The organism is Stenotrophomonas sp. YJH_SMC_21, assembly GCF_059369555.1.
This window is the reverse complement of record NZ_JCAFSU010000012.1, coordinates 26,149-53,090: the sequence shown is the minus strand read 5'-3', so window position 1 is coordinate 53,090 and position 26,942 is coordinate 26,149. Positions and strand designations below refer to the sequence as shown.

The following is a 26,942-nucleotide window of genomic DNA, read 5'->3' as shown; positions in this document are numbered from 1 at the left end:
TCAGCGGGGCTTTTTATTTGTGCCGCCGCAGCACCAGGATGGGGTCAGATCCTTGGTGCTAGGCTGGGCTACCGTTCCACAGGGGAAGGCCATGCCCGATCTGTTTGCACTGGCAATGCCCTGGTGGGAGTTCATCCTGCGCGCGGTGGTGGTCTATGTCGTGGTGCTGGGCATGGTCCGGCTTGGCGGCAAGCGGGCTCTAGGGCAGATCACGCCCTTCGACGTGCTGTTGATCGTGCTGCTGGGCAATGCGGTGCAGAACGCGCTGCTGGGCACCGATACCTCGCTGGGCGGCGGCCTGCTGCTGGCCGCGACCCTCATCCTGCTCAACTATGGGGTGGGCTGGCTGACCACCCGGAATCGACGCATGGAGCGGATGATCGAAGGAGAACCTACCGTAATCGCGCGCGATGGCCGGCTTTTGGAGGGTGTTCTTCGCCGCGAACTGATCAGCCGGGCCGATTTCGATGCTGCGTTGCGCCAGCAGGGTGGCCTGCGGATCGAGGATGTGCAGATCGCCCTGCTGGAGACGACCGGGCACATCACCATCCTTCCGCGGAAGGGCACCTGATCGTGCAGCACCGAGCATGGGCTCGGCGCTACAGCGCATCATTCACGGTGTGCAGCGGGTAGTGCCGGCCGCCGGTTTGCGCTCGTAATAGGCGAAACGATTGCCGCTGTCGATACCGACCAGGTTGCCGTTCTGCAGCAGCTGCAGCACGAAGTCGCTGCCGATATCGCGGTGGATGAGGATGCGGCCATCGCGCAGGCTTGCCCGCAGTGGCTGTTCGCGGCCACCGGCCTCAACCACACCACCCTCGAGGAAACGCAGCTGCGACAGCACGCTGCGCTCGGCTTCAAAGCTGCCACAGGGCAGTGCGGCGGCCGGCACCGGCGTGAGCGCTGCCGCGGGGGCGCTGGCGAGAACGGCAAGGTCTTTGGCCGGACCGCAGGCCGGGGCATCCGCGCGCTGTGCACAGGATCGCTGCAGCGCATCGCGGGCCTCCTGCAGGCGGCCACTGCTCCACAAGGTTTCGGCGGTGTCGGCGCAGAACGTTTCGCCCTGTTGCACGCGGCAAAGGTCGATCAGTTCATCAAGCTGTGCAGGTGGCAGAGGCGCATCCACGGAATGCTGCAGGCCGAGCAGGGCCTTGCCCATCATTTCCGAGGCAATCTCCTTGGCTGCCGTCATGCAACCCTCGGCGTCGAACGAGGGCAGCTCCTCCCTGCAGATCTCGGGAATCGGCGGTTCTTCCTTTCCGGGCGCTGCGTCCTTGGCCTGCTGCTGGTAGGTCTCCAGCAGGCGCATGCAGGCTGCGCCCACGCCCTCGGCGCACCAGGCGTGCAGTTTCACGGGTGCGGCCTCTGGCAGCGCCTCCAGGCACTCGGAGGTGTTCATCACGCAACCGCCCTCGACGGGCTGCGGCATCGTCTTGCAGGCGGCGGCGTGCTCACGGGTGAACTCGCGATAGGGCGTGCTGATCGTGCGGTCGTTGTCCGAGAAGTACCAGTTTTCCAGCTGGCCCGTGGACAGGTTGCCGGTACCGAGCACGTCTTCCTGGCGGGCGATGCGCAGCTCCTCGGTGGCCTGGTAGGGGCCGGACAGGAAGCCGTGGCCTTCGCTCTCCAGGGTCAGCGTGGTGTTGCCGTTGCTGTCCTTGTAGGTGCCGCAGGCCATCGACTGAGCGGCGGCCGGCAGGCTGGCCGAGGCCAATGCAAGCAACAGCAGGGAGCGCCAGCCCGCAGCGCGAGGGCGGGGGGAAACAGCAGCGGGCATGGGGTCATCCTTGAAGGAAGTGAGCAGGGCCTGTCCGGTGCGGGGCGCACCACAGGCAGGAGAGGGCGCCACGGGTCAGGCGTGGCGCCGGAAGATCACAGCCAGTCGCGCGGCACCAGATAGTCGGCCAGGCGCGCCTCGGCGCTGCCCGCTTCCGGGGTGAAGCCGTACTCCCAGCGTACCCGGGGCGGCAGGCTCATCAGGATGCTTTCGCTGCGGCCACCGCTCTGCAGCCCGAACAGGGTGCCGCGGTCGTAGACCAGGTTGAACTCCACGTAGCGGCCGCGGCGGTACAGCTGGAACTCGCGTTCGCGCTCGCCATAGATGGCGTCCTTGCGCTGCTGCACGATCGGCAGGTAGGCGTCGAGGAAACCATCGCCGACCGCACGCAGATAAGCGAAGTCGCGCTCGAAGTCGCCGTGCAGGTCGTCGAAGAACAGCCCGCCGACGCCGCGCGTTTCATTGCGGTGGCGCAGGAAGAAGTACTCATCACACCAGCGCTTGTGCGCGGCATAGCGTTCGTCGCCGAACGGCGCACACAGATCGCGTGCCACCTGGTGCCAGTGCTGCACGTCCTCGTCGAACGGATAGAACGGGGTCAGGTCGAAGCCGCCGCCGAACCAGCTGGCCACCACTTCACCATCGCGCTGCGCCTGGAAGAAGCGCACGTTGGCATGGGTGGTCGGCACGTAGGGGTTGAGCGGGTGGAACACCAGCGACACGCCGGTGGCGCGCCAGGAGGCGCCGGCCAGTTCCGGGCGGTTGGCCGAGGCCGACGGCGGCAGGCGGCTGCCGGACACATCGGAAAAGCCGATACCGGCCTGCTCGAACACCGCGCCGTCGCGCAGCACGCGGGTGCGCCCACCGCCGCCCTCGGCACGCTGCCACAGGTCTTCCTGGAAGCGGGCCCGGCCATCGACGGCCTCGATCGCCGCACAGATGCGGTCCTGCAGGTCGGTGAGGTAGGCGCGCACGCGCTCGAATTCGTTCATGGCGCGTACTTTACCGCAGGGCCCGCCCGAAGCTGCGGACAGGCCCTGGCCGGCTCAGCGCTTGCGGTTGGAATGGCGTGGCGGCGGGGTGTCGTCTGATGCCGCGTCATCGGCCGCCTTCTGCAGCGCGCGGCCCAGATCGATCAGTTCCCAGTTCTGGGTGCCGAGCACGTCGCAGGCCACGTGCAGGCCACTGCGGTCGGCCTTGCACAGCCGGTCCAGCAGTGCATGTGCATCCACCTCGGCATCGTTGCCCTGGGCCGTGACCAGGTTCTCGCAGCCCTCGCGGACGCCGGCGCGGCAGACCGTGGTGTAGTGCTCGGCGGCCTGCAGCCAGTGCCCGGACAGCGCAAGGCGGTTGCCGAGTACGTTGCAGCCCTGCAGCTTGCCCTGCGCGCAGCAGGCTTCCGCCCCGCCGGTAGCGAGCGCCTGCGGGCAATCCTGGGGTAGCGGCAGCACGGTGTACTGCTTCGGTGCACTGCAGCGGCCCGGGCCATCGCCAGTGGGGGTGAACACCTGGAAGCGGGTCCAGCTATCCAGGCCCAGCAGTTGGCCGCCAGGCAGCGGACGCAGCACGAAGTCGCCGCCCCTGTCGTGGCGGATGCGGATGTCGCCCTCTTCGACGCGGGCGCGGAGATGGCTGTTCCAGCCAACGCCGACCAGGCCGTTGTCACCGAAGTCCAGCGTGTCCATCAGACCGCCATCGGCCCGGTAGTTGCCGCAGGGCAGGGCCGTTGCCGGTTGCGGTCGCAATGATGCGCCCAGCGCCTGCAACGCCGGCAGACGCTCGCAGGTGGCGGTGTCGTTGCCCGGTGTGCAGGCCGCAGCCAGCGCCTGCACCGCCAGCAGGGGATCTCCCGCGTCCCAGGACAGTTCGGCCACCCGCTCGCAGAAGCCGCCATGCGCTACCTCGCGGCACAGCCGCAACAACTGTTGCCGCCGCTCAGCCGGAATGATCACCGGCACGGTCGGCGCCGTCATCGTCACCATGGCTTCGGTCATGGCTGCCGTCATCGCGGCCTTGACCAGCTGCGCCTGCACTGCGGGGTCGGCCTCGAGCGCGGCGGCACATGCCGGGGTTTCCTGTTCGAAGCCACCGTTGTCACAGGCAGCGGGGAGCTTGATACCGGACAGGGCGGCGTCGAGGGCCGCCTTCTGCTGGACAGGATCGGCTTCGACGACAGGTTTAGCCTCCTCATGCCAACGATCAGCCAGTTGCAGGCACATGCCGGGCACGCCTTCCCGACACCCTGCTTCCAGCGTGGCCGGAGTGGCTTCGTGACGGTTGTCCAGGCAGGCCACGGCATTGGCCAGGCAGCTGCCTTCAGCCGGCGTGGTTGCTGCGGCGCACTGTTCGGGGGCCAGCAGGATGTAGGTCGTGCCATCCACCTCGACCGTGCGGCCACGGTCGCGCACCTGCAGCGCGCTGGGCAGGCCATGTTCCAGGTTCACCAGTTGCAGCTTTCCGTCGATCTGCTGGAACGCGACCGGAGACGGCGCACTGCCGAAGTGCTTCTGCTCGCCACGGTTGGGTGAGCTGATGCGCAGCGTGCTGCTGCCTTCGTCGGCCTTGAACAGGCCGCATTGTGGTGACTGTGCGGCGGCCATCGGTGCGGCCAGCAGCAACGCCCAGGCCAGCCAGCGCTGGCGCGGTGCGGGTGAATGCATGTCGTCTCCTTGACGATCGAACGGGAAACTCCAGGCGCTACGGCGAACCAGGGCCCTCGCGCGGGGGCGTACATTCTGCCGTGCCGGGCACGGGCTGGTAACGCTGGTAGGCGGTCTGCGCATCCATGCCGAGCAGATCGCCGTTGCCGAGCTGGCGCAGCACAAGGGTTTCGCCGTTCTGCTGCATGTGGATGGCGCCGTTCTGCAGGCGGGCCCGGGTGCCATCGCCGAAGTCGAGCCTGTCGATCACGCCTCCATCGGCCTGGTAGCGGCCGCAGGGCACCTGCTGGGCCGGGACGAGGCGCAGGTCGGCGCCGGGACCGCGCAGCGGTGCGATGCGTTCGCAGGCGCTGGCGCGGCCGGCATCGCAGACCACCTGCAGCGCCTGCACCGCCAATGCGGGCTCCAGCGCGATCAGCTGCTGTGCGGCTACTTCGACGCAGAAGCGGCCACCACGTTGCTGCAGGCACAACTGCTGCAGGCGATCGCGTGCAGCGGCCGGAAGCGGTGAATCCGGCATGTCTTCGTCTTCCTGTTGCAGGCGTTCACCGACCTTCTGCATGGCGGCGGCCAGCGCATCGCCGGTCAGCGTCTCGCAGGCCTGCGGGTCATGGCCGGGCGTGTGTTCGCGGCAGATGGGCGGGCGTTCGAAGCGCGCGGGGCTGGTGTCATCGCTGCCGGCTACGGTTGTTCCATCGCGAAGCTGGCGCAGCAGCGCCGAGCAGCCCGCGCCAACGCCTTCGCTGCACGCACGCTGGGCCTGGCCGGGTGAGGCCGTGGGCAGCCGTGCAACGCAGTGGCTGCCGGCGGCGCGGCAGCTGCCGTCCATCGCGCTGGGCTCGCTGGCGCAGGCGCGGGGCTGGCGCAGGATGTAGAGCACCACCCCGTCGTGCTCGATGCGCTGCCCATCGGCGCTGATCCGGATCGGCTGCGCCACGCCATCGTCGAGCATGACCAACCGCGTCTGTGCCGCACCGCGATCAACCCACAGCGGCTGCGGCTCGCTGCCCTCATCGTGGTGGTAGCCGCTGCCGGGACTGGTGAACACCAGCGCCATGCCGCCATCGGCGCTGCGGTATTCGCCACATTGCAGCGCGTCGGCGCTGGCAGGCAGCGCAGTCAACAGCAGCAATGCGGGGAGAAGGGTCGGCAAGCGCAAGCGACGGTCCTTGTCGTGCGGGAAAGGGGAGGGCTCAGTGGAAGCGCGAGCGGAGGTCCGGCCGCAACAGGCGCCAGGCCAGCCAGCCCTGCAGGCCGAGGAGCACCAATGACATGGCCACCACGGTCAGCGTGATCAACCAGCGTTTCAGATGGAGTTCCTGCTGCAGGACGGCGTCGTCGGAGAGAAACGGGATGACGTCACGCATGAACACGTCCAACCAGCCGGCGATCGCAAAGTTGGCCAATGCGCTCAGCAGCAGGATCACCACAAAGCTCCACAGGCCCCAGCTGCGCTCGCGCAGCAGGCCCCAGCTGGCCAGCGTCGAGGCCAGGCACAGCAGCGCGGCAATCATCGACGCGGCCACCGGATGCGCCAACAGCCAGGTCAGGCTGTGCAGGTGCTGGTCTTGTACTTCCCTCTCAACCAGATGCCAGATCGGAAGGTTGTGCAGCGGCCACAGCAGCAGTCCCTGCATCACGAAGCACACCGTGAGCAGCAGCGACAGCCAGAACGAAGCGTGTGCGATCGGACGCACCCAGGCGTGATAGGTCGGCTGGACCAGCGAGGGAATCGGCGGGATCGACATTGACATCCGGTGTCCTTGCAATCGGTGCCCGCGCGATCAGCGGGCCGTCACCCGGGTGGCGACGGCCGGCAGGATATGGTGTTCGCTCAACGGTGCCAAGGGCTGGCCATGCGGCGGCTGCAGTGGCACCCAGGCCAGTTCGGTGATCTCGGCACATGCCTGTGGCGTGCCGTCCACCCGCACCCACCAGGCCTGTGCCTGCACGCGATGGCCGGGTTCGTTCACCGCCCAATCCTCGAAGGTGCCCAGCGCGATGGCGGTTTCGGCGCACAGCTGCACACCGAGTTCTTCGTCCAGTTCGCGGGCCAGCGCCTGCAGCGGCGCTTCGCCGGGTTCGGGCTTGCCGCCCGGTTGGATGAAGCGGCTGGCGCCGTGCTTGCGTACCACCAGCGCCCGGCCGCGGTCATCCAGGATGACCGCGGCCACGATGTGGATCGTGGCCGCGGCGTTGCTCACTTCAGGTTCTGCTCGAACAGCTTGAGGATGCGCTTGTACTGGTCCAGCCAGGAATCGGCGCGCACATAGCCGTGGCGCTCCAGCGGGTACGGTGCGATCGACCAGTTGTCCTTGTGCAGTTCGATCAGGCGCTGGGTCAGGTTCACCGAGTCCTGGAAGAACACGTTGTCATCCATCATGCCGTGGGCGATCAGCAGGTTGTCCTGCAGGTTCTGCGCGTATTCGATCGGCGAGGACACGCGGTACGCCTCCGGATCGATGTCCGGGGTATTGAGGATGTTGCTGGTATAGCCATGGTTGTACTGGTGCCAGTCCACCACCGGGCGCAGCGCGGCGCCGGCCTTGAACGTGCCCGGCGAGCGGAACAGGGCCATGAAGGTCATGAAGCCGCCGTAGGAACCACCGTAGATGCCGGCATGGTCGCGGTCACCCTGCTGGGTGTCGACCAGCCAGTCCAGGCCGTCCTTGTAGTCTTCCAGTTCCGGGTGGCCCATGTTGCGGTAGATCGCCGTACGCCAGTCGCGGCCGTAGCCCTCGCTGCCGCGGTAATCCATGTCCAGCACGATGTAGCCCTTCTGCACCAGCAGGTTGTGGAACATCTGCTCGCGGAAGTAGGCCGGGTAGCGCTGGTGCACGTTCTGCAGGTAGCCGGCGCCGTGCACGAACATCACGATCGGGTACTTCTTCCCCGGTTCCTTGTTTTCGGGCTCGTAGTACTTGGCCCAGACCACGCCGGCGCCATGCTTGGACGGCACCGCCACCAGCTTCGGCTGGATCCACTGGCGCGCCTTGAACTCGGCAGTGCGGGTGTCGGTCAGCACGCGGGCCTGGCCTGCGCCGGTGCTCGGTACCACGGCCAGCTGCGCCGGCAGGTAGGCGCCGGAGTAGCGCACCAGCAGCTGCTGGCCGTCCGGCGACAGCGAGAAGTCTTCCACGCCGTTGAGGCTGGTCAGCTCGCGCACCTGGCGGCTGCCGGTGTCGACCGCGCAGACTTCGTAGTCATGCGGCGCCTGCTGGTTGCACAGGAAGTAGAAACCCTTGCCGTCGGCCGACAGCACCGGCGCCGAGGTTTCCCACTTGCCGCTGGTCAGCGCCTGCGGCTTGCCCGTACCGGACTGGGTATACAGGTGCGAGAAGCCCGATTCCTCCGACAGCAGCCACAGCGTGCGGCCATCGGCCATCCAGCCGAAATCATTGAAGCCCCAGTTGATCCAGGCGGTGTCGGTCAGTCGATGGCGGTTCTGCACGCGGCCGTCGGCGGCGTTGACGCTGATGATCCAGCGGTCCTTGTTGTCGTTGGCACGCAGCATCACCGCGGCCTGCTGGCCATCGGGGCTCCAGCGGATGCCACCGCCCATGAAGTCGCTCATCACCTGCAGGCTGCGCTCGCCCTTCAGCGCGTCCTTGCCGGCCTTGCGGCGCAGCTCGGCCAGCGGATCGGTGCTGATGCCCGGCAGGCCGGCCAGCGAAACCTTCTCGGCCTTGCCGGTGCGCACGTCCACGTACCACAGCGTGTGCGGCTCGAAGCCGTTACGGCCGACGCGGGTGCGGGTGTCCTCGGTTTCCTCGTAGCCCGACTCGGTCACGTACAGCGGCATCTTGCCGCCACGGCCGTCATCGAAGTCCTTCGGCTTGGTCACCACGACCAGGTGGGTCAGGTCAGGCGACAGCACGCTGTCGGCGATCTCCACGTCGGCGCCCAGGTACACCGGGCCCGGCGCGCGGGTCGGGTCGGCCTGGCGCCAGCGCTGGTCCTGGTCCTTCAGTGCTTCGCGCTGGTCACGGTCGCGGCGAAGGGTTTCCAGCGTGCGCAGCTGCTGGTCGCGCAGCACGTCGGCCTTCGGCGGTGTACGCGGATCCTTTTCGGCCTTCAGGCTGGCCACCTGCTGCACGCCGCTGGCGGCGGTCCAGTGGAACCAGTTCTGGCCGACGCGCCAGATCACGCCATTGTCGGCGGCGAAGTTCACGTTGCCCGCGCGCTCGTTGCTGCGGGTCAGCTGCGTCAGCGCGCCGCTGCGCAGGTCGCGCACGAACACGTCGCCATTGCGCACGAAGGCACTGCGGCTGCGGCTGCGGTCGTAGACCGGCTCGGCCACGTCCAGGGTGCCGCGCTGGTCATCGGCCACCTGCGCGGCCACGCCACCGGCCACCGGCTGGCGGAAGGTATCGCGCACCGGGCTACCGTTGCGCTTGAGCTGGTACTCCACCTGCTGGCTGTTCCACGACCACCAGGCCTTCTCGACCGGCGGGCCGATCCAGTCCGGGTCGGCCATGGCCTGTTCGATGGTGATCGGCGTCGGCGCGGCATGCGCAGCCGGTGCGGCCAGCACGGCCGACAGCAGGAGGGACAGGGGCAGCACTCGGGACATGGGCGGACGGCACCAGTAGAGGAAAACCGGCCAAGCGTAGCAGCCGCACGGGCCGGGGGCAGGGGCCACAGGTCATGGCAGAGGGATTGGCAAAGTAGTGCAACCGCTGGCCGGCCTCGCGCATCCATTCTCCTGAACCCGCATCATCCACCGAACAGGAGCCCGACCATGCAGGAACTGATCCCGATCACCCTCTTCATCTGCATCGCCTACGCGATCCACGCCATTGCCGATGCCCGCGCGCGTAGCAAGCTGGTGGCCCCGCACGTGCCGGAGGAAGTGATCCGCTCGCTGGCCGTGCTGGAAGAAGAGCGGCGCCGCCAGGGGGCGTTGCGCTGGGGCATCAGCCTGGTCTGCCTGGCGCTGGCCATGGCCCTGCTGGAGGCCATCGGTGCGCGTGACCTGACCTTTGGTGCCGCTGCCGCGCTGGTCGGCAGTGCCGGCCTGGGCCAGCTGCTGGCCTGGCACTTCACCCGCCCCGCCGCACGCAAGGGCTGAGCCGGCGCATGCCACGGGCACAGGGGGCGCCCCGTAGATGAGCCTGCTCGGCGAAGCACTGTCGGCGCTGCGGGGCCGTCGCCGCCACGATGCAGTATCGGCGGCACCGCCCGCCGAGCCGCTCGACGCGGACCAGGCCCTGGTGCGGGCCATCATCGATGGCTCGCAGTCGGCCTTCGCGCAACTGGTTGAAACCCACCAGCGCACCTGCGCGCAAGTGATCGGGCGCATGGTCGGCGACCGCGACCAAGTGCCCGATCTGCTGCAGGAGACCTTCCTGGCAGTGTTCCGCCAGCTGCACCGGTTTCGTTTTGAATCCTCGCTGCGCACCTGGGTTTCCCGGGTCGCTTACACCACGGCGCTGCAGCACCTGCGCCGGCGGCGGCTGGAGGCGCAATGGATGGTGGCGGTGGAGGTGCCGGAGGAACTGGGTGTCGGCGATGAAGGCCCGGGCCCGGTTGAGTTGAGCGAGGCGCTGCAGGTAGGGCGCCAGCTCGGCGCGGCGCTGGAACGGCTGAGTGCACCGCAGCGCCTGATCGTCGGCCTGCACTACCTGGAGGATTTCGATCTGGCCGAAATCGAGCAGGTGACCGGACTGGCACGCGGTACCATCAAGAGCCACCTGCACCGCGCGCGCCAGGTCCTGAAGCAGGAACTGACGCGGCATGCCACTGCCGGAGAACTGCTGTGAACCCATCGACCGACCCTCGTGATGCGGAAGAGCGCGCGCTGGCGCAGGCGTTGCGTGAGCAGGTGCAGCGGGAAGAAACGCCGGATGTGAGTGACGCGCTGCAGAAGCGCATTGCCGCTGAGTCACGCGACAGTGGCGTGGGCTATGTGGTGGTGCAGGTGCTGTTGTTTGGCGCACTGCTGGCTGCAGCGGCCTGGTACTTCTGGGTCTAGAAGAACATTGACGCCCGCAACTGCTTTGGGACGCTTCTTCCTCCAACTTCCGATCAGATATCCAAGCGTCGGGCGTTGTCTCCACGTCGGCAGTTGGTCTTTCCCGTCAGACTCCGTCACGTCGGCCTCGTCATCAGTGGCAGTCGCTCTATCCAGGGTCCGCGAGCTACGTGTGTTTCCTGAGGAAAGTTGCAAACTCCATGCCTCCGCTTGAGTCGGAGTTTCACAATCAGAGACTCTCAACCATCAGCTTCCACGGGTATGGAGTGAGAATCACATGGACAGGTGCGCCAGTAATCCAACGCCGGATGCAATTGGATGATGCTCTACTACATCCAGCTTTCGCTTGCCCGATTCAAGCAACGGATCGGCACTCATCTGGCAATCGCTCTCATGCTGGGTGCGGGGGTGGGGATCACGACCGTGATGCTCTCCATTGTTCTCCAGGCATCGTCGGATCCCGCGCCGGGCCGGAGCTCCGCATTGTTCCGCCCGTACCTTGATGCGCGTCCAGATGCTCTGCGCAGTGGTTCCCCGGATCCGGGACAGGCACTGACCTGGCCGGATGCGAAGGCGCTTCTGGGCCAGGGGAGGTCGTGGAAGCAGGCCGCCATGGCGGGCGGGGCGGTGACGCTCTCCCGGCCGGGAGCCGCCAGCGCAAGGCTGCGTGCGAGGTTCGCAACGTCCGAAGTGTTCAGTGTTCTTGGCATTGCTGTTGTTGAAGGGCGCGCATGGACCGCCGAGGAGGGGCATGCTGCGAGTCGTATAGTGGTCCTGTCGCGTGCGCTCGCCGAGCGCGAGTGTGCGCAGGACTGTGTTGGTCATCGGTTGGAACTGGGCAGGCGCACCTACACTGTTGTGGGTGTCGCGGAGGACTGGCATCCGGTGCCGATGTTTCAGGGAGATCTCACACGGCGGCCGTTTGTGGAACCTGACGAGATCTACCTGCCGGTTGAGACCGCAATCGCGGACAGGCTGACTGTTGTGGACGGGACGGCGATCTGGGGGGGTGACCAGGACACGGACCCTGCAGGAGCCAACGTGTCATGGCTTCAATTGTGGGCGTGGCTGCCCACCGCGGATGATGTCGCCGCCTACCGGGCGAATCTGGATGCCTATGCACAGACAAAGGGCCTTCGGATCGAACCAGGCACCCAGCAGGTGGCACTCTGGCCGTTGATGGAGTGGCTGGACAGGCTGGGATTGGTTCCGGAGCGGGCCAGGATGCAGCTTCGGCTGTCACTGATCCTTCTCGGTGTGTGCATCGTCAACGCGGCGGCGCTGCTGAGCTTCAGTCTGGGGCGCCGTCGGCGGGAGCTCGCGATACGACGTGCACTGGGAGCGCGACGTCGGGACGTGTTCATCCAGCTCATGTGGGAATCCATCGCGGCGGGAGCCGCAAGCAGTGTGCTCGCTGTCGTCACCTACACGCTGGGAATCCGGGTGGTTGCTGCGGGAGACGTTCTGCCCAGCGCGATAACGGCGATGCATGCTGGGGCAATGCTGATGGCCGCTGGCCTGGGAGTCGTCACGACGTTGCTCTGTTCATTGGTCCCGTCGTTTGAAATCTGCAGGGTCAGCTCCCTGTCGAGTGCCTTCGCGAAGGGGGCTGCCTGAAATGTTCGAATCGATGAGGGAGACCCGACGACATTTGGGAAGCGCCGCACTGCTTGCAGTGCAGGCAGCGCTTGCAAGCCTGGCATGTGCGTTCGCACTGCAATCTGCGCTGGACAGCTTCGCCAGATTGAACGCCGGGAGCATCCGGGAGGCAGCATCGATTGGTGTGGTCAGAGTCTCTGATGTCGAAGACGGCGCGGATGCGGCAGTGCTGCGGGCAGACCTGTCCGCGATCCGGCTGCCCGGTGTTCAGGACACGGTTGTGAGCGACGCTGTTCCGTTCGGGGGAAGAGCCCATCGATACGGCGTATGCACCAGTGAGTCGGCCATGGTGCATTCGATGAACGCGGGCACGGCAGACGTTGCTGGATGTGATCGCGTTCCCGTTGTAACTGCAAGCTCTGGCTTGCTGGCGATGCTGGGCGCGGGAATCGTCCTGGGGCGCGATGCCATGGAGGAGGACATGGTTGAAGGCGCTCCGGTGGTGCTGATCAGTGAATCGCTGGCTGCCCATCTGTTCGGAGCGGGGAATGCTGTTGGCCGCCACCTGTATTTCGGCCCCGGCAGCAGCCGGGTCATCGTGGGCGTATTTGCGTCTGTTGCTGGACCGGCGCCAGGCGGCAATGAGCGAGATTCGCAGTGGGTGCTGCTCCCGGGCCTTCCCATGGGCGCCAGTCGCTATTATCTGGCGAAGTGGAGGTCGGAGGTTGATCGTTCATCGCTTGATCGCACCGCCGATGCGCTGCAGCGGCCTTATCGGATCATGCATCCAGCCGGTGTCGAGACGCTGGCGGGTTATCGCGACGCCTACGTCAAAGCTGATCGCTTCGCTACGACCGTGCTCGCGGTCATGACCGCCGTTGTTCTCGGTGTGCTGATGGCCGGCGTTTCCGGAGTTGTGGGCGCGTGGCTTGATCGGCGCCGGCACTCCATTGGGGTTCGACGGACATTGGGTGCTCGCGGATCCGTGATCTTTGCCGAAATCATGTTCGAGGTTTCACTGTTCACCACGCTGGGCACCCTGCTCGGCGCGTTGTCGTTGCAGTGGGTAGGGTCGCCGCAGGACGGCAGCACAGGTTCACCGTGGTTCTCGATATCGAGCGCTGTCGTGCTGGTGATGGGGGCCTGCTTGACTGCACTGGTACCCCAGGCCCTGCGAATCACCAAGGAGCCGCCCTTGACCCTGCTGAAGCCCTTGTAGCCCATTCATCCTGTCACCCAGCTTCACCTGCGACAAAGTGAAGCAGCGCGTCACCCGGTCGCATCCCGTCTTAACGAAATCCTCCTAAAGTGGTCCGGTATCCCACCGGTCACAGGCAGGAGGCGTCCCTTGGACGCGTTGTTGTTGTCCCGGATCCAGTTCGGATTCGTCATCAGTTTCCATGTGCTGTTCCCCGCCTTCACCATTGGCACGGCCAGCTGGCTGGCCTTCATCGAATGGCGCTGGCTGCGCACCAAGCTGCCCGTGTGGCGCGAGCTGTATTTCTTCTGGCAGAAGATCTTCGCGGTGTCGTTTGGCATGGGCGTGGTCAGCGGCATCGTCATGGCCTTCCAGTTCGGAACCAACTGGCCACGGCTGAGCGAGGTGGCCGGCACGGTCATCGGCCCGCTGCTGACCTACGAAGTGCTGACCGCGTTCTTCCTGGAAGCCAGCTTCCTCGGCGTGATGATGTTCGGCTGGGGCCGCGTCTCGCCGCGCCTGCATTTCCTGTCCACCTGCATGGTGGCGCTGGGCACGCTGTTCTCCACGTTCTGGATCCTGTCGTCCAACAGCTGGCTGCATACGCCGGCCGGCTACGAGATGGTCAACGGCGTGGTGCATCCGGTGGACTGGTGGCAGGTGGTGTTCAATCCTTCGTTCCCGTACCGGCTGGCGCACATGGCGCTGGGTTCGTTCATCACCACCTGTTTCGTGATCGGTGGCGTCGGCGCGTGGTACCTGCGCAAGGGCACGCACGTGGAAGCGGGCCGGCGCATGCTGGTGGCAGCGGTGGCGTTCGCGGCACTGACCGTGCCGGTGCAGATTTTCGTCGGCGACATGCATGGCCTGAACACGCTCAAGCACCAGCCGATGAAGATTGCGGCGATGGAAGCGCACTGGCATGAAACCAAGGAGGGCGAGGGCGTACCACTGGTGGTGTTCGCGCTGCCGAACGAGAAGGAAGAGCGCAATGATTTCGAAGTTGCCATCCCGAAGCTGGGCAGCGTGATCCTCACCCACAGCCTGGACGGCACCTTCGACCCGCTCACTTCAGTACCGTCCAGCGAGCGGCCGCCGGTGACGCCGGTGTTCTTCGCCTTCCGGATCATGGTCGGGCTGGGCACGCTGATGCTGCTGCTGGCCTGGGTGTCGGCTTTCCAGTTGTGGCGCAGGAAGCTGCTGGATTCGCCGTGGCTGCTGCGCGGCTGGAACTGGATGCTGCCCAGCGGCTTCATCGCGCTGCTGTCCGGGTGGTTCGTCACCGAGATGGGCCGCCAGCCGTGGGTGGTGTATGGCGTGCTGCGCACCGCTGATGCGGTCGGCCCGCAGAGCGCGTGGATGACCGCGCTGTCGCTGGCGGTCTACGTCGTTGGCTACGCCTTCGTGTTCGGCTGGGGCATCTGGTACCTGGTGAAGATCCTGCGCCACGGACCGCGTCCGCACGATGATGGGCCGTCGCTGGACCACGGCAGCCACACCCCGGCACGCCCGCTGTCGGCGGCCGACGAACCGCTGGAGGAGCGCTGACATGGACCTGATGACCTGGCTGCCGGTGGCGTGGTTCGCGGTGATCGGCTTCGGCGTGCTGATGTATGTGGTGCTGGACGGTTTCGTGCTCGGCATCGGCATCCTCGCCCCGTTCGCCGAGGACGAGGAACAGCTGGACCTGATGATGAACACCGCCGCGCCGATCTGGGACGGCAACGAGACCTGGCTGGTACTGGGCGGCGCCGGGCTGCTGGCGGCGTTCCCGAAGGCCTATGCGGTGTTGTTGTCGGCGCTGTACCTGCCGGTGTTGTTGCTGGTGGTGGCGCTGGTGTTCCGCGGGGTGGCCTTCGAGTTCCGCTTCAAGGCGCATCGATCGCGCCGGCTGTGGAGCGTGGCGTTCGGCCTCGGTTCGCTGCTGGCGACCTTTGCCCAGGGCGTGATCCTGGGCACCCTGGTGCAGGGCATCCCGCTGGTGGACGGCGTCTATCAGGGCGGACCGTTCGCCTGGTTCAGCCCGTTCGCGATGCTGACCGGTGCCGCGCTGGTGGCCGGCTATGCGCTGCTGGGCAGCACCTGGCTGATCCTGAAGACCGAAGGCCGCGTGCAGGCGCTGGCACGGCAGATGACCCGGCCGCTGGTGGTGGCGGTGATCGCAGCGATGGGCCTGGTCAGCAGCTGGCTGCCGTTCCTCGATTCGCGGCTGATGGCCCGCTGGTTCAGCGACGGCAACTTCTGGTGGCTGTCGCCGGTGCCGCTGTTGACCCTGGCGGTGGCCGCCGCGCTGTGGCGCAGTGCGACCCATCCGCGCCGCGACCTGCCGCCGTTCCTGCTCAGCCTGGCGCTGTTCGTGCTTGGTTTCCTTGGCCTGGTGCTGGGCATGTGGCCGTACCTGCTGCCGCCGTCGATGACCCTGTGGCAGGCCGCCGCGCCGGCCTCCTCGCTGGGCTTCACCCTGGTCGGGCTGGTCATTCTGCTGCCGGTCATCCTGGGCTATACGGCGTGGTCGTACCGGGTGTTCCGCGGCAAGGTGCACGCCGACACCGGTTACCACTGATGGGTTGAAGGCGGGGCCCGCCGGTGCCGGGCCCCGTGTTGGGGAATGTGAAACCTGCACACCCCGGGCGGGACGTGCTAGCGTGCGCTCCTTTCCGGCAGCCAGGGGGGCAGCCGGCGACGTCCTGGACGGACGCACGGCTGCAGGAATGGGGGGCCGCCGCGCGTCGCCGTAATGGCTCGTGCCTATCGTTCTCCCGTTGAAGCACCAACGCTAAATGATTGAATTCTCCATCGTCGACTGGGCCGCGTGGGCGCCCGGCCTGAGCGAGCGTAGCCAGTGGCTGGGCTGGGCCGAAGCGCCGTACCTGCCGCACGGCGGGGATACGCCGGCACTGGCAGAGGTTCCGGCAATGCAACGCCGTCGCATCGAGCGGTTGGGCCGCATGGCGATCCAGACCGCGTGCTGGTGCGAGGACGGGCAGGGGGCCGACAGCGACGTGCCGCTGGTGTTCGCCAGCCGCCATGGCGACGTCGCACGTTCGATGGACCTGCTGGGGGCGCTGGTCGGCGACCAGCCGTTGTCGCCCACCGGATTTGGCCTGTCGGTGCACAACGCGATCGCCGCGCTGTATTCAATCGCCCGCGGCCATCGCGGCAACTACCTGGCATTGGCTGCTGGCCAGGCAACGGTCGAAGCCGCGTGCCTGGAGGCCGTCGCCCTGCTTGCCGATGGCGCCCGCGAGGTACGGGTGGTGGTCTACGAGTCGCCGCTACCGGAGGTTTACGCGACGTTCGCCGACGAACCCGACCCGTTCTTCGCCTGGTGCTGGCGTTTGACCGCGCCAGCAGAGGGCCGGCCGACGCTGGCGCTGCAGTGGCAGCCGGCCGACGGCCAGGCCAGCACTGTACCCGGCCTGCTGCCGCACGCGCTGGACCTGCATCGCTTCCTGTTGTCCGGCGCGCCAGCGCTGGAGCACGTGGCCCATGGCCAGCGCTGGCGCTGGGGCCGCCGTGAGTGAGCTGCCGCGCCGCCTCGACCACGCCTGGCGGGTGTTTGGCACCGGCCTGAGCTTTGTTGCGTTTGGCCTGGGCGGGCTGCTGCTCGGCGTCCTGGTGATGCCGGTACTGCTGCTGATGCGGGACCCGGTGGCCCGTCGCCGGCGCGCCCGGCGCGTGGTCCAGGTCGCGTTCGCCAGCCATCTGCGGCTGATGCGCGGGCTGGGGGTGATGACCTACGAGATCGAGGGCGGTGAACGCCTGCAGCGTGACGGCCTGCTGGTGCTGGCCAACCACCCGACCCTGATCGACGTGGTCTGCCTGATCTCGCTGCTTCCCAACGCCGACTGCGTGGTCAAGCGGGCCGTGGCCTGCAACCCGTTCATGCGCGGTCCGGTACGGGCCGCCGGCTACATCTCCAATGACGATGGCGCCGGCCTGGTCGATGACTGCGTGGCCGCGGTGCATGCCGGCGGCACCCTGGTCATCTTCCCGGAGGGCACCCGCAGCGTGCCCGGGCAGCCGCCGCGCCTGCAGCGCGGGGCCGCCAACATCGCCGTACGGGGCCGCATCGACGTCACCCCGGTGCGGATCACCTGCAGCCCGCCAACCCTGACCAAGGGACAGAAGTGGTATCGTGTCCCCTCACGTCGCTTTCACGTTCGGCTGCAGATCGGCGAAGATATCCCGATCGCGCCTTTCTTGGCCGAAGACGACTCGCCAAGGGGGGATGCCTTGGCGGCACGCCGCGTTACCGAGCACCTTTCTCGTTATTTCGACCTGTCTGGAGAGCCGCCCCGTGCAAGCACTTGAGCACGAGATCAAGGAATTGATCATTTCCTCCCTTTCGCTGGAGGACATCACGCCGGAGGACATCGATCCGACCGCGCCGCTGTTCGTCGAGGGCCTCGGCCTGGATTCGATCGACGCGCTGGAGTTGGGCCTGGCGTTGCAGAAGAAGTACGGTGTCAGCCTCTCGGCCGATTCGGAAGAAACCCGTCGCCATTTCTCCAGCGTGCGCGCGCTCGGCGAGTTCGTCGCCGCCCGCCAGTCGTAACGGCGCCAGGAATTGCCATGACCAAGAATGAACTGTTCGAACGCATCGTCAGCATCCTGACCGACAGCTTCGAGATCGAAACCGCCCGGATCACCCCCGAGGCACGCCTGTACGACGACCTGGATATCGACAGCATCGATGCGGTCGACCTGATCGTGCAGCTCAAGCCGCTGCTGGGCCGCAATCTGCAGCCGGAAGCGTTCAAGGCCGTGCGCACCGTGCAGGACATCGTCGATGTCGTGCATGGGTTGCTGCCGGACCAGGCAGCCGCCTGACCGCAGCGCCGGCGGCTCCGCCATGGCACGCGCACGCACGGTCGTGGTGGCTGCGATCTCGCTGGCCTACCCGGTGCTGGTGTACCTGGCGATGGGCCGTTTCGAGCCACGCTGGCTGTCGCTGCTGCTGTTCACCCTGGCCCTGCTGCGTGCGCTGAGTACGCGCCAGCCGCTGTGGTGGGCCGCCGCCGCGGGAACCGGCCTGCTGGCCGTGTTGGCCACCGTGCTGAACCAGGCCCTGCCGCTGAAGCTGTATCCGGCGCTGGTCAACATGGTGATGCTGGCGGTGTTCGGCACCAGCCTGCGCTTCGGCCCGCCGCTGGTGGAACGCCTGGCGCGGTTGCAGGAGCCGGACCTGCCGGCGTTCGCGGTGGCCTATACCCGCCGCGTCACCCAGGTGTGGTGTGGCTTCTTCGTTCTCAACGGCAGCCTGGCCCTGCTGACCGCGCTTTACGCGTCGGACCGGGTCTGGATGCTCTACAACGGATTGTTGGCGTACGTGATGATGGGCGTGTTGTTTGCAGGTGAGTGGCTGGTGCGGCGTCGGGTCAAGGCAGCGCACGCGCATGGCTGAGTGGATTGCCCTGGACCGGCTGCTGGTGGACCCGCAGCCGCAGCGCAGCATCGGCGTGTGCGATGGCGAGGTGATCGACCATGCCCGCTTCCGCCAGCGGGTGCTGGCCTGGCGTGCGGCCTTTGCTGCTGCCGATGGCCGTGACTGGGCCCTGTACTTCGATGATGCGGTGGCCTTCGCTGCTGCGCTGTTCGGCGCCTGGCATGCCGGCAAGCGGGTGTTTCTGGCTGCCGACAACCTGCCGGCCACGCTGCAGGCGCTGCAGCCACAGGTGAGCGGTTTCGCCGGCGATGTTTCCGCCGACTACCGAGCGCTGGTTGCCCCCACCGTTGGCGTGGACGGCGAACTGCAGGTGCTGGACGAGCGCGCCTGCGAGCTGTGCGTGTTCACCTCCGGCAGCACGGGCCAGCCCAGTGCGATCAACAAGCGCATGGACCAGCTGGCGCGCGAGGTGGATGCGCTGCAGGCTGCGTTCGGCGCGCAGCTGGAAGGCGTGCAGGTGCATGGCACGGTGTCCCACCAGCACATCTACGGCCTGCTGTTCCGGGTGCTGTGGCCGCTGGCCGCCGGCCGCCTGATCCATCCGCGCCGGTTCTTCCACGAAGACCTGGTGGGCGCGCTGGCCGGTACCGACACGGTGCTGGTGGCGACGCCAGCCCACCTCAAGCGCCTGCCCGAGCAGCTCGACTGGGCCAGCCTGCACGGCCGCCTGCGCGCGGTGTTCTCCTCCGGTGGCCCGCTGCCCGAAGAAGCCGCACGCCAGGTACGGCAATGGCTGGGCGTGGCACCGACCGAGGTTTACGGCAGCAGCGAAACCGGTGGTATCGCCTGGCGCCGCTGGGATACCGACCTGCCGCCGTGGCAGCCGTTGCCAGGCGTGCAATGGCGCATCGAGGATGGCTGCCTGGCCGTCGCCTCGGCGCATCTGGAAACCCTCGACTGGTGGCGCACCCAGGACCGCGTGGAAGCGTTGGCCGATGGCCGCTTCCGCCTGCTGGGCCGTGCCGACCGCATCGTCAAGATCGAGGAGCGCCGCGTTTCGCTGGATGCGCTGGAACGCGCGCTGCGCGAAGACACCGAAGTGGACGATGTGAGAGTACTGGTCCTGCCAGGACAGCGTGAGCAGCTGGCAGCGGTGGTGGTACCGGCCAACCTGGCGCTGCTGGAGGGCGGTGACGCCGCGCGCCGCGCGCTGGGCCAGCGCCTTGGCGCGCGCCTGGCACAGGCGCATGACGCGGTCACCCGGCCGCGCCGCTGGCGCCTGGTGAAGGCGCTGCCGATCAATGCACAAGGTAAGGTCACCCAGGCGGCACTGGCGGCGCTGTTCCAGCCGCTCATGCCGGTGCCGGTCTGGGTTCACCGCGATGCTGCCAGCGCTACGTTGCGCATGACCCTCGACCCGGCGCTGCGGCCGTTCCAGGGCCACTTCCCGCAGGCGGCGATCCTGCCCGGCGTGGCGCAGCTGGACTGGGCCGTGCGTTTTGGCCGCCAGGCGTTCAGCATGCCGGCCGGATTCCTGCGCATGGATGCGGTGAAGTTCCAGCACGTGGCCCGCCCGGGCGATGAGCTGACCCTGCAGCTGGACTGGGATGCCACGCGCAATGTGCTGGCCTTCCGCTACACCTCCAGCCACGGTGTGCATGCCAGCGGCAAGGTGGTTTTCGCCGATGCGGACTGATCCGGCCGTTGCCGGTGCCGCGTTCGCGCCACTGGTGGTGATTCCCGTCTACGACCACGAGCACGCCATCGCGGCGGTGGTCGACGGCGTGCAGGCCGCTGGCCTGCCGTGCCTGCTGGTCGACGATGGCTCGCATGAAGCGTGCGCGACGGTGCTGCGTTCGCTGGCACAGCGCCAGGGCGTCGACGTGCTGCGCCTGGACATCAACCAGGGCAAGGGTGGGGCGATGCTGGCCGGCTTTGCCGAGGCCGCTGCGCGTGGCTACAGCCACGTGCTGCAGATCGATGCCGACGGCCAGCACGATACCGCCGACCTGCCGCGTTTCATCGAGGCGGCGCGTGCGCACCCGGGTGCGGTGATCTGCGGCATCCCGGCCTACGACGCCAGTGTTCCCAAGGCGCGCCTGTACGGACGCTACGCGACCCATATCTGGGTCTGGATCAACACGCTGTCGCTGCACCTGCGCGACACCATGTGCGGCTTCCGCGTGTATCCGCTGCCGCCGGTGCTGCGCCTGATCGGTGAAGAGACCATCGGCCGCCGCATGGATTTCGATACCGAGGTGATGGTGCGCCTGTACTGGCGACAGCTGCCGGTCGAGCACCTGGCCACGCGGGTGACCTATCCCGCCGATGGCGTGTCGCACTTCGATGTGTGGCGTGACAACGTGCGCATCAGCCGCATGCATACCCGCCTGTTCTTCGGCATGCTCTGGCGCGCGCCGCGCCTGCTGTGGCGCCGCCTGCGGGGGCAGCGCTGAGATGGCGGCCGCGCAGGGCGCTCCGCACTGGGCCGACATCGGCGAATCGACGTCGGTGGCCGGCGTGTTGTTCCTGTGCTGGGTGCACCGCTGGTTCGGGCGCTGGCCGTTCCGACTGTGCGTGTGGCCGGTGGTGGCCTGCCACTGGCTGGGCAACCGCGTCGGCCGCCAGGCCTCCATGCAGTACCTCCAGCGCCTGCAGGCACACAGCGGTGTGCTGGGCCGTGCGCCGACCCGGCGCGACAGCCTGCGCCACTTCTTCGCCTTCGCCGACACGATGCTGGACAAGATCCTCGGCCTGGGCGGGCGCTATCCGGCCGAACGCATCCACCTGCATCGCGACCTGGTGCTGGACAAGATCGCGCGCCGCGAAGGCGGGCTGATCCTGACCGCGCACATCGGCTGCCTGGAACTGTGCCAGGTGCTGGCCGAACAGGTGCCGGGGTTCCGCATCACCGTGCTGGTGCACACCGCGCATGCGCAGCGCTTCAACCGCCTGCTGCAACGGCTGGACCCGCTGGCGGCGGTGGAACTGGTGCAGGTAACCGAAATGGGCCCGGCCACGGCAGTGATGCTGGCCGAGCGCGTCGCGGCGGGGGGCTTCGTCGCCATCGTCGGCGACCGCACGCCGGTGCAGGGCGGACGCAGCGTCACCGCCGATTTCCTTGGCCACCGCGCCCCGTTCCCGATCGGCGCCTATGTGCTCGCCGCCGCACTGGGCTGCCCGGTCTACACCATGGCCTGCCTGCACCAGGGCGAGGGCTACCGCGTGGCATTCGAACAGTTCGCCGAACGCATCGTGCTGCCGCGCGGCTCACGCGATGCGGCACTGGCCGAACAGGCACAGCGCTTCGCGCGTTGGCTGGAACTCCAGGTCATCCAGTCCCCGTTGGACTGGTTCAATTTCTTCCCCTTCTGGGATCAGGCTCCGCATGACGACTGACGCCGTACCCGCATGCCGCTTTGGCGATGCACCGTTGACCATCGAAGACGTGGTTGCCCTGGCCCAGCGCCAGTGCGAGGCCGCACTGAGCGACGCGCCGGCGTTCCGCGCGCACATCCAGCGCGGTGCCGACTTCCTCGACCGCCTGCTGCGCGAGGACGGCGTGATCTACGGTGTGACCACCGGCTATGGCGATTCGTGCACGGTGAACATCCCACCGGCGCTGGTGGCTGAACTGCCGCACCACCTGTACACCTACCATGGCTGCGGCCTGGGCCGTTACCTGGACCCGGTCGAGACCCGTGCGGTGCTGGCGGCGCGCCTGGCCTCTCTGGTGCGCGGCATGTCCGGTGTAAGCCTGCCGCTGCTGGAAGGCCTGGCCACGCTGCTGCAGCACGACGTGCTGCCGATGATTCCGGCCGAAGGCTCGGTCGGTGCCAGCGGTGACCTGACGCCGCTGTCCTACGTGGCGGCGGTGCTGTGCGGCGAGCGCGAGGTGCTGCACGACGGCCGCGTGCAGCCGGCGGCGGACGTGCTGGCGAAGATCGGCATGACCCCGCTGAAGCTGCGGCCGAAGGAAGGCCTGGCGATCATGAACGGCACCGCGGTGATGACCGGCCTGGCCTGCCTGGCCTGGCAGCGCGCCGACTACCTGGCACGCATGGCTACGCGCCTGACCGCGTTCAACGTGCTGGCCAGCGACGGCAACGCGCACCACTTCGACGAAACCCTGTTCGCAGCCAAGCCGCACCCGGGCCAGGGCCGCATCGCCGCGCGCCTGCGCAGCGACCTGCACAGCGAGCGCCCGCCGCGCAACGAACAGCGCCTGCAGGATCGCTACTCGCTGCGCTGCGCACCGCATGTGATCGGCGTGCTGGAGGACAGCCTGCCGTTCCTGCGCCAGCTGATCGAGACCGAACTGAACAGCGCCAATGACAACCCGCTGATCGACGCCGACGGCGAGCGCATCCTGCATGGCGGCCACTTCTACGGGGGCCACATCGCGCTGGCGATGGACACCCTGAAGAACACCGTGGCCAACGTTGCCGATCTGCTCGACCGGCAGCTGGCGCTGGTGGTGGACGCCCGTTACAACCATGGCCTGCCGGCCAACCTGTCGGCGGCCACCGGTCCGCGCGCGGCCATCAACCATGGCCTGAAGGCACTGCAGATCAGCGTGTCGGCCTGGACTGCCGAAGCGCTGAAGCAGACCATGCCGGCCAGCGTGTTCTCGCGTTCCACCGAATGCCACAACCAGGACAAGGTCAGCATGGGCACCATCGCCGCGCGCGACTGCCTGCGCGTGATCGAGCTGACCGAACAGGTGGTGGCGGCAATGCTGATCGCCGCGCGCCAGGGCCTGGCCCTGCGTGAACGGGTTGGCCTGAATGCGCAGCTGCATGGCAGTCTGGCCGACATGTACGCCGACCTGGGGCAACGCATCGCCCTGGTCGAGGAAGACCGCGCGCTGGATCGCGAACTGCGGGAACTGCTGGTGGAGATCCGCGCGCAACGTTGGGAGCTGTATGCCGGTGAATGAGGCCATTGAACGGGTTGGCGAGATTGCGTTGACCCCCGCCTTCCATGACTGCGATCCGATGAACGTGGTCTGGCATGGCAACTACTTCAAGTACTTCGAGATCGCGCGCTGCGCGCTGCTCGGTCGCTACGACTACGACTACCCGCAGATGCTCGAATCGGGCTACCTGTGGCCGGTGGTCGATGCGCGGGTGAAGTACGTGCGCCCGCTGCTGTTCAACCAGGCGCTGCGCGTGGTCGCGCGCATCGTGGAATGGGAGAACCGGCTGAAGATCGAGTACGAAATCCTCGATGCGGAAAGCGGCCAGGTGCTGACCCGCGCGATGACCATCCAGGTCGCGGTGGACGCGGCCAGCAAGGAAATGCTGTACCAGTGCCCGCCGGTACTGTGGGAACGCCTGGGAGTGCCTGCGCCATGACTATGCTTGCCCGTCTTCCGAGCGTGCTGCTGTGCGCGCTGATGCTCGTCGCCGCACCGCGCGTGCAGGCGGCCGACCCAGCCATCGATGCGATTACCCAGGCGGTGGCGCGGCCGGATGTGCTGCGTGGCCAGTTCACTCAGGAAAAGCAGGTGAGTGGCTTCAGGAACCCGCTGCGCTCGCAGGGCCGGTTCGTGGTCGCGCGCCAGCACGGCGTGATCTGGACCACGCTCAAGCCGTTCCCCTCGGAAGTAGTGGTCACCGCCGACCGCATCCTCAGCCGGCAGCGTGATGGCAGCACCCGCGTCGAACTGGACGCGCGGCAGCAGCCGGCGATGCGTTCGGTGAATGCGATCATGTTCGCGTTGATGAGTGGCGACGTGCAGGCACTGTCCAGCCAGTTCAACGTGGCGGCCAGCCGTGAAGGGCAGGGCTGGCGGCTGCGCCTGACGCCGAAGTCGGCGATGCTGGCCAAGGCCTTCGAATCGCTGACCCTGCAGGGCGACCGCTACGTGCGCCAGGTCGAGATCGTCGAGGCCAACAAGGACCGCACGCAGATCCAGTTCAGCGCGTTGAGCGAGGCGCCGGCCACGCTCAATGCCGACGAGGCCCGCCGCTTTGAGTGAGGCCGTGGCATCGAACGCACCGGACCGGTTGCGGCGCTGGTGGCACTGGCTGGGCATTGCCTGGCTGCTGGTGCTGCTGGCGCTGGGCGCACAGCAGTGGCAGCTGTGGAGCCAGCAATCGCGGATCGACACCGACATCCTCGCCCTGCTGCCGCAGGATGCGCACGACCGCCTGTTGAGCGACGTCACCCGGCGCATTGCCGATGGCAGTTCGCGGCAGGTCGTGGTGCTGCTCGGCAGCAAGGACAGCGCGGCTGCCAAGCGCGCGCAGGCGGCCTTTGCGGCGGCCATGGCCAAGGATGCCGACCACGCCTTGCTGGTACCCAGCGGTTCGATCGAAGGCTGGTTTGACGAGGCGCGCGCGTTCTACGCGCCGTACCGCGACCGCCTGCTGACACCGGCCCAGCGCGAGCAGTTGCAGGGCAGCGAACCGGGCGTGTTGGCCGAGCAGGCGCTGGCTGCGCTGTATGGGCCGATGGGTGCGCCGCGATTGACTGAATGGCGCCAGGATCCGTTGTCGCTGTGGCCGCAGTGGTGGCAGCAGCAGGCGCAGGGTTCGGGCCTGCGGTTGGGCGATGACGGCCTGCTTGAAGCCGAGGGCAGGCATTGGGCCGTGCTGCAGTTCGATACGCCCGGCTCGGCGTTCCAGCTGGATGGCGAGCGCCACCTCGATGGCCTGCTGGAACGTGCCGGGCAGGCCGCCACGGCGGCGGCGCCTGAGCTTGAAATCCTGCATGCCGGCGTGCCGCTGCATGCCGAGGCCGCCGCGGTGCAGGCCAACCAGGAGATCAACACCATCGGTTGGGGGTCGCTGGCGGCGGTGCTGCTGCTGGTGTGGCTGGCATTCCGCTCGCTGCGCCCGATCCTGCTGGTGGCCGCCTCGCTGCTGATCGGCTGTGGCGTGGCGCTGGCGGTGACCGTGCTGGTGTTCGGCAAGGTGCACGTGCTGACCCTGGTGTTTGGTGCGTCGCTGGTGGGCGTGGCCGAGGATTACGGCATTCACTGGTTCGCCTCGCGCCAGGCCGAACCGGCCGATCGTCGCTGGAAACTGCTGCGGCATCTGCTGCCCGGCCTGTGGCTGGCCCTGCTGACCAGTGCGCTGGCCTACCTGGCATTGGGCCTGGCCCCGTTCCCCGGCCTGCGCCAGATGGCACTGTTCTCGGTGGTGGGCCTGGCCGCAGCTTTCCTCACGGTGATCTTCTGGTTCCCGTGGCTCGACGGTGGCGAGATCCGCCAGACCCGCTTCTCGCAGTGGCTGGGCAATACGCTGGAGCGTTTCCCGCGGCTGCATGGCCGCCGCGCGGTGACGGTCTTCGTGGTGGTCGCGCTGGCACTGTCTGCCATCGGCATCGTGCGCCTGCAGAGCAACGACGACCTGCGCAGCCTGCAGTCCTCGCCGCCGGCGTTGATGGCGCAGCAGATCCGCCTGAGCCAGTTGCTGGGCATGCCCAGCCCGGCACAGTTCTACCTGGTGCAGGGCGCCGATGCGGCGCAGCTGCTGCAGCGCGAGGAAGCACTGACCGAGCGCCTGCGTGTATTGGCCACCGACAAGCGCATTGGTGGCTATCGCGCGATCAGCGATTGGCTGCCGTCGCCGGCGCGCCAGCAGGCCGATGCTGCGCTGACCGCGAAGGTGGAACCCGGCGTGCTGTCGGCCGTGTCCGAGGCGGTGGGCGAGCCGCTGCAGCGGCCGCAGTTCGCCGCCGCGCCGCTCACCGCCGAAGCCTTCCTGGCCTCGCCGGCCTCGCAGCCGTTCCGCCACCTGTGGGTGGGTGAAGTCGGTGGGCAGATGATCAGCGTGGTGATGGTCGATGACCTGTCGCGCGCCGATGCCCTGGCCACGCTGGAGGGTGCCGCCGAAGGCCTGCCCGGCGTTCGCTGGGTAGACCGCACCTCCGATTTCTCCAAGCTGCTGGGCCACTACCGCAAGCTGATGGGCGGGCTGCTGCTGGTCGGCATCGCACTGGTGTTCGGTGCGCTGTGGCTGCGCTACCGCCGCCAGGCCTGGCGCGTATTTGCCCCCACCCTGATTGCCGGCGCACTGACCCTGGGCCTGCTGGGCCTGTTCGGCCAGCCGCTGCAGCTGTTCAACGTGCTGGCGCTGATGCTGCTGCTGGGCATGGGCATCGACTACGGCATCTTCCTGATCGAACACCGTGGCGATGCCAGCGCATGGCTGGCGGTCTGCGTGGGTGCGGCCAGCACCTGGCTGTCGTTCGGCCTGCTGGGCCTGTCGCAGACCCCGGCGCTGCGCGCGTTCGGCCTGACCCTGCTGTTCGGCATCGGCCTGGTCTGGCTGATCTCGCCACTGTTCCGGCCGCCACCGCATGACCTGCCGCCGGCCTGAGTCCGCCTTCCGCTT

Annotated in this window: 27 protein-coding genes; 20 read left to right on the top strand and 7 right to left on the bottom strand. The window is 67.6% G+C overall.

Annotation, left to right across the window (positions count from 1 at the left end; all coding sequences use genetic code 11):
• Positions 1-91 precede the first annotated feature (91 nt).
• Complete coding sequence (locus AC5P67_RS15105; RefSeq protein WP_024957711.1) at positions 92-571, top strand: DUF421 domain-containing protein; 480 nt, start codon at positions 92-94, stop codon at positions 569-571.
• Positions 572-613: 42 nt separating this feature from the next.
• Here AC5P67_RS15105 and AC5P67_RS15100 read toward each other — a convergent pair whose 3' ends face one another.
• The 7 genes from AC5P67_RS15100 to AC5P67_RS15070 all read right to left on the bottom strand — a co-directional run bounded on the left by AC5P67_RS15100 (position 614) and on the right by AC5P67_RS15070 (position 9,010).
• Positions 614-1,777, bottom strand: a complete 1,164-nt coding sequence (locus AC5P67_RS15100) for a hypothetical protein (RefSeq protein ID WP_076739418.1) — start codon at positions 1,775-1,777, stop codon at positions 614-616.
• Between the two features lie 95 nt (positions 1,778-1,872).
• The gene (gene hemF, locus AC5P67_RS15095) at positions 1,873-2,769 is read right to left on the bottom strand and encodes an oxygen-dependent coproporphyrinogen oxidase (protein WP_012481613.1); all 897 of its coding nucleotides are present in this window, start codon (positions 2,767-2,769) and stop codon (positions 1,873-1,875) included.
• A gap of 54 nt (positions 2,770-2,823) precedes the next feature.
• A complete protein-coding gene (locus AC5P67_RS15090) occupies positions 2,824-4,437 on the bottom strand; it encodes a hypothetical protein (RefSeq protein ID WP_495214857.1) in 1,614 nt (537 codons plus the stop codon).
• Between the two features lie 37 nt (positions 4,438-4,474).
• Complete coding sequence (locus AC5P67_RS15085) at positions 4,475-5,596, bottom strand: hypothetical protein (RefSeq protein ID WP_111193555.1); 1,122 nt, start codon at positions 5,594-5,596, stop codon at positions 4,475-4,477.
• Between the two features lie 34 nt (positions 5,597-5,630).
• Entirely contained in the window at positions 5,631-6,191 is a 561-nt protein-coding gene (locus tag AC5P67_RS15080; protein ID WP_012481610.1) for a hypothetical protein, read from the bottom strand.
• Between the two features lie 30 nt (positions 6,192-6,221).
• On the bottom strand, positions 6,222-6,641 hold the full coding sequence (locus tag AC5P67_RS15075) for an NUDIX hydrolase (RefSeq protein ID WP_111118214.1): 420 nt from the start codon (positions 6,639-6,641) through the stop codon (positions 6,222-6,224).
• Complete coding sequence (locus tag AC5P67_RS15070) at positions 6,638-9,010, bottom strand: S9 family peptidase (RefSeq protein ID WP_111193554.1); 2,373 nt, start codon at positions 9,008-9,010, stop codon at positions 6,638-6,640. The genes AC5P67_RS15075 and AC5P67_RS15070 overlap by 4 nt, the downstream gene beginning before the upstream one ends.
• Before the next feature lie 168 nt (positions 9,011-9,178).
• On the opposite strand from AC5P67_RS15070, the gene AC5P67_RS15065 reads away from it, so the two are divergent.
• From AC5P67_RS15065 to AC5P67_RS14975, 19 genes are all read left to right on the top strand, one after another.
• Positions 9,179-9,508 carry a hypothetical protein gene (locus AC5P67_RS15065; protein ID WP_005414880.1) on the top strand — a complete coding sequence of 110 codons (330 nt, stop codon included), beginning with the start codon at positions 9,179-9,181 and terminating at the stop codon, positions 9,506-9,508.
• A gap of 37 nt (positions 9,509-9,545) precedes the next feature.
• Positions 9,546-10,199, top strand: a complete 654-nt coding sequence (locus tag AC5P67_RS15060; RefSeq protein WP_012481607.1) for an RNA polymerase sigma factor — start codon at positions 9,546-9,548, stop codon at positions 10,197-10,199.
• On the top strand, positions 10,196-10,411 hold the full coding sequence (locus tag AC5P67_RS15055) for a hypothetical protein (RefSeq protein WP_012481606.1): 216 nt from the start codon (positions 10,196-10,198) through the stop codon (positions 10,409-10,411). Before AC5P67_RS15060 ends, AC5P67_RS15055 begins: the two co-directional genes overlap by 4 nt.
• Before the next feature lie 318 nt (positions 10,412-10,729).
• The gene (locus tag AC5P67_RS15050; RefSeq protein ID WP_044571075.1) at positions 10,730-12,028 is read left to right on the top strand and encodes an ABC transporter permease; all 1,299 of its coding nucleotides are present in this window, start codon (positions 10,730-10,732) and stop codon (positions 12,026-12,028) included.
• Position 12,029: 1 nt separating this feature from the next.
• Complete coding sequence (locus AC5P67_RS15045; RefSeq protein ID WP_012481604.1) at positions 12,030-13,229, top strand: ABC transporter permease; 1,200 nt, start codon at positions 12,030-12,032, stop codon at positions 13,227-13,229.
• 129 nt (positions 13,230-13,358) lie between these two features.
• Positions 13,359-14,756, top strand: a complete 1,398-nt coding sequence (locus AC5P67_RS15040; protein WP_012481603.1) for a cytochrome ubiquinol oxidase subunit I — start codon at positions 13,359-13,361, stop codon at positions 14,754-14,756.
• Position 14,757: 1 nt separating this feature from the next.
• On the top strand, positions 14,758-15,771 hold the full coding sequence (gene cydB / locus AC5P67_RS15035; protein ID WP_005414876.1) for a cytochrome d ubiquinol oxidase subunit II: 1,014 nt from the start codon (positions 14,758-14,760) through the stop codon (positions 15,769-15,771).
• A gap of 217 nt (positions 15,772-15,988) precedes the next feature.
• Positions 15,989-16,732 carry a beta-ketoacyl synthase chain length factor gene (locus AC5P67_RS15030; RefSeq protein ID WP_005411612.1) on the top strand — a complete coding sequence of 248 codons (744 nt, stop codon included), beginning with the start codon at positions 15,989-15,991 and terminating at the stop codon, positions 16,730-16,732.
• Entirely contained in the window at positions 16,725-17,522 is a 798-nt protein-coding gene (locus AC5P67_RS15025; RefSeq protein ID WP_005414875.1) for a lysophospholipid acyltransferase family protein, read from the top strand. The genes AC5P67_RS15030 and AC5P67_RS15025 overlap by 8 nt, the downstream gene beginning before the upstream one ends.
• The gene (locus AC5P67_RS15020; RefSeq protein WP_005411610.1) at positions 17,509-17,766 is read left to right on the top strand and encodes a phosphopantetheine-binding protein; all 258 of its coding nucleotides are present in this window, start codon (positions 17,509-17,511) and stop codon (positions 17,764-17,766) included. The genes AC5P67_RS15025 and AC5P67_RS15020 overlap by 14 nt, the downstream gene beginning before the upstream one ends.
• 17 nt (positions 17,767-17,783) lie before the next feature.
• Positions 17,784-18,041 carry an acyl carrier protein gene (locus AC5P67_RS15015; RefSeq protein ID WP_005411609.1) on the top strand — a complete coding sequence of 86 codons (258 nt, stop codon included), beginning with the start codon at positions 17,784-17,786 and terminating at the stop codon, positions 18,039-18,041.
• A 22-nt stretch (positions 18,042-18,063) separates the two neighbouring features.
• A complete protein-coding gene (locus AC5P67_RS15010) occupies positions 18,064-18,615 on the top strand; it encodes a COG4648 family protein (RefSeq protein ID WP_005414874.1) in 552 nt (183 codons plus the stop codon).
• Positions 18,608-20,293: an ApeI family dehydratase gene (locus tag AC5P67_RS15005; RefSeq protein ID WP_109337363.1), complete on the top strand. Its 1,686-nt coding sequence runs from the start codon at positions 18,608-18,610 to the stop codon at positions 20,291-20,293. Before AC5P67_RS15010 ends, AC5P67_RS15005 begins: the two co-directional genes overlap by 8 nt.
• On the top strand, positions 20,283-21,053 hold the full coding sequence (locus tag AC5P67_RS15000; protein ID WP_109337362.1) for a glycosyltransferase family 2 protein: 771 nt from the start codon (positions 20,283-20,285) through the stop codon (positions 21,051-21,053). Before AC5P67_RS15005 ends, AC5P67_RS15000 begins: the two co-directional genes overlap by 11 nt.
• 1 nt (position 21,054) lies before the next feature.
• A complete protein-coding gene (locus tag AC5P67_RS14995) occupies positions 21,055-21,996 on the top strand; it encodes a lysophospholipid acyltransferase family protein (RefSeq protein ID WP_024957723.1) in 942 nt (313 codons plus the stop codon).
• Positions 21,986-23,536 (top strand): HAL/PAL/TAL family ammonia-lyase, encoded by a 1,551-nt coding sequence (locus AC5P67_RS14990; RefSeq protein WP_005411604.1) that lies wholly within the window; start codon positions 21,986-21,988, stop codon positions 23,534-23,536. Before AC5P67_RS14995 ends, AC5P67_RS14990 begins: the two co-directional genes overlap by 11 nt.
• Positions 23,523-23,954 carry an acyl-CoA thioesterase gene (locus AC5P67_RS14985; RefSeq protein WP_005411603.1) on the top strand — a complete coding sequence of 144 codons (432 nt, stop codon included), beginning with the start codon at positions 23,523-23,525 and terminating at the stop codon, positions 23,952-23,954. The genes AC5P67_RS14990 and AC5P67_RS14985 overlap by 14 nt, the downstream gene beginning before the upstream one ends.
• The gene (locus AC5P67_RS14980; RefSeq protein WP_012481598.1) at positions 23,951-24,580 is read left to right on the top strand and encodes a LolA family protein; all 630 of its coding nucleotides are present in this window, start codon (positions 23,951-23,953) and stop codon (positions 24,578-24,580) included. Before AC5P67_RS14985 ends, AC5P67_RS14980 begins: the two co-directional genes overlap by 4 nt.
• Complete coding sequence (locus tag AC5P67_RS14975) at positions 24,552-26,927, top strand: MMPL family transporter (protein WP_049459616.1); 2,376 nt, start codon at positions 24,552-24,554, stop codon at positions 26,925-26,927. The genes AC5P67_RS14980 and AC5P67_RS14975 overlap by 29 nt, the downstream gene beginning before the upstream one ends.
• Positions 26,928-26,942: the final 15 nt, after the last annotated feature.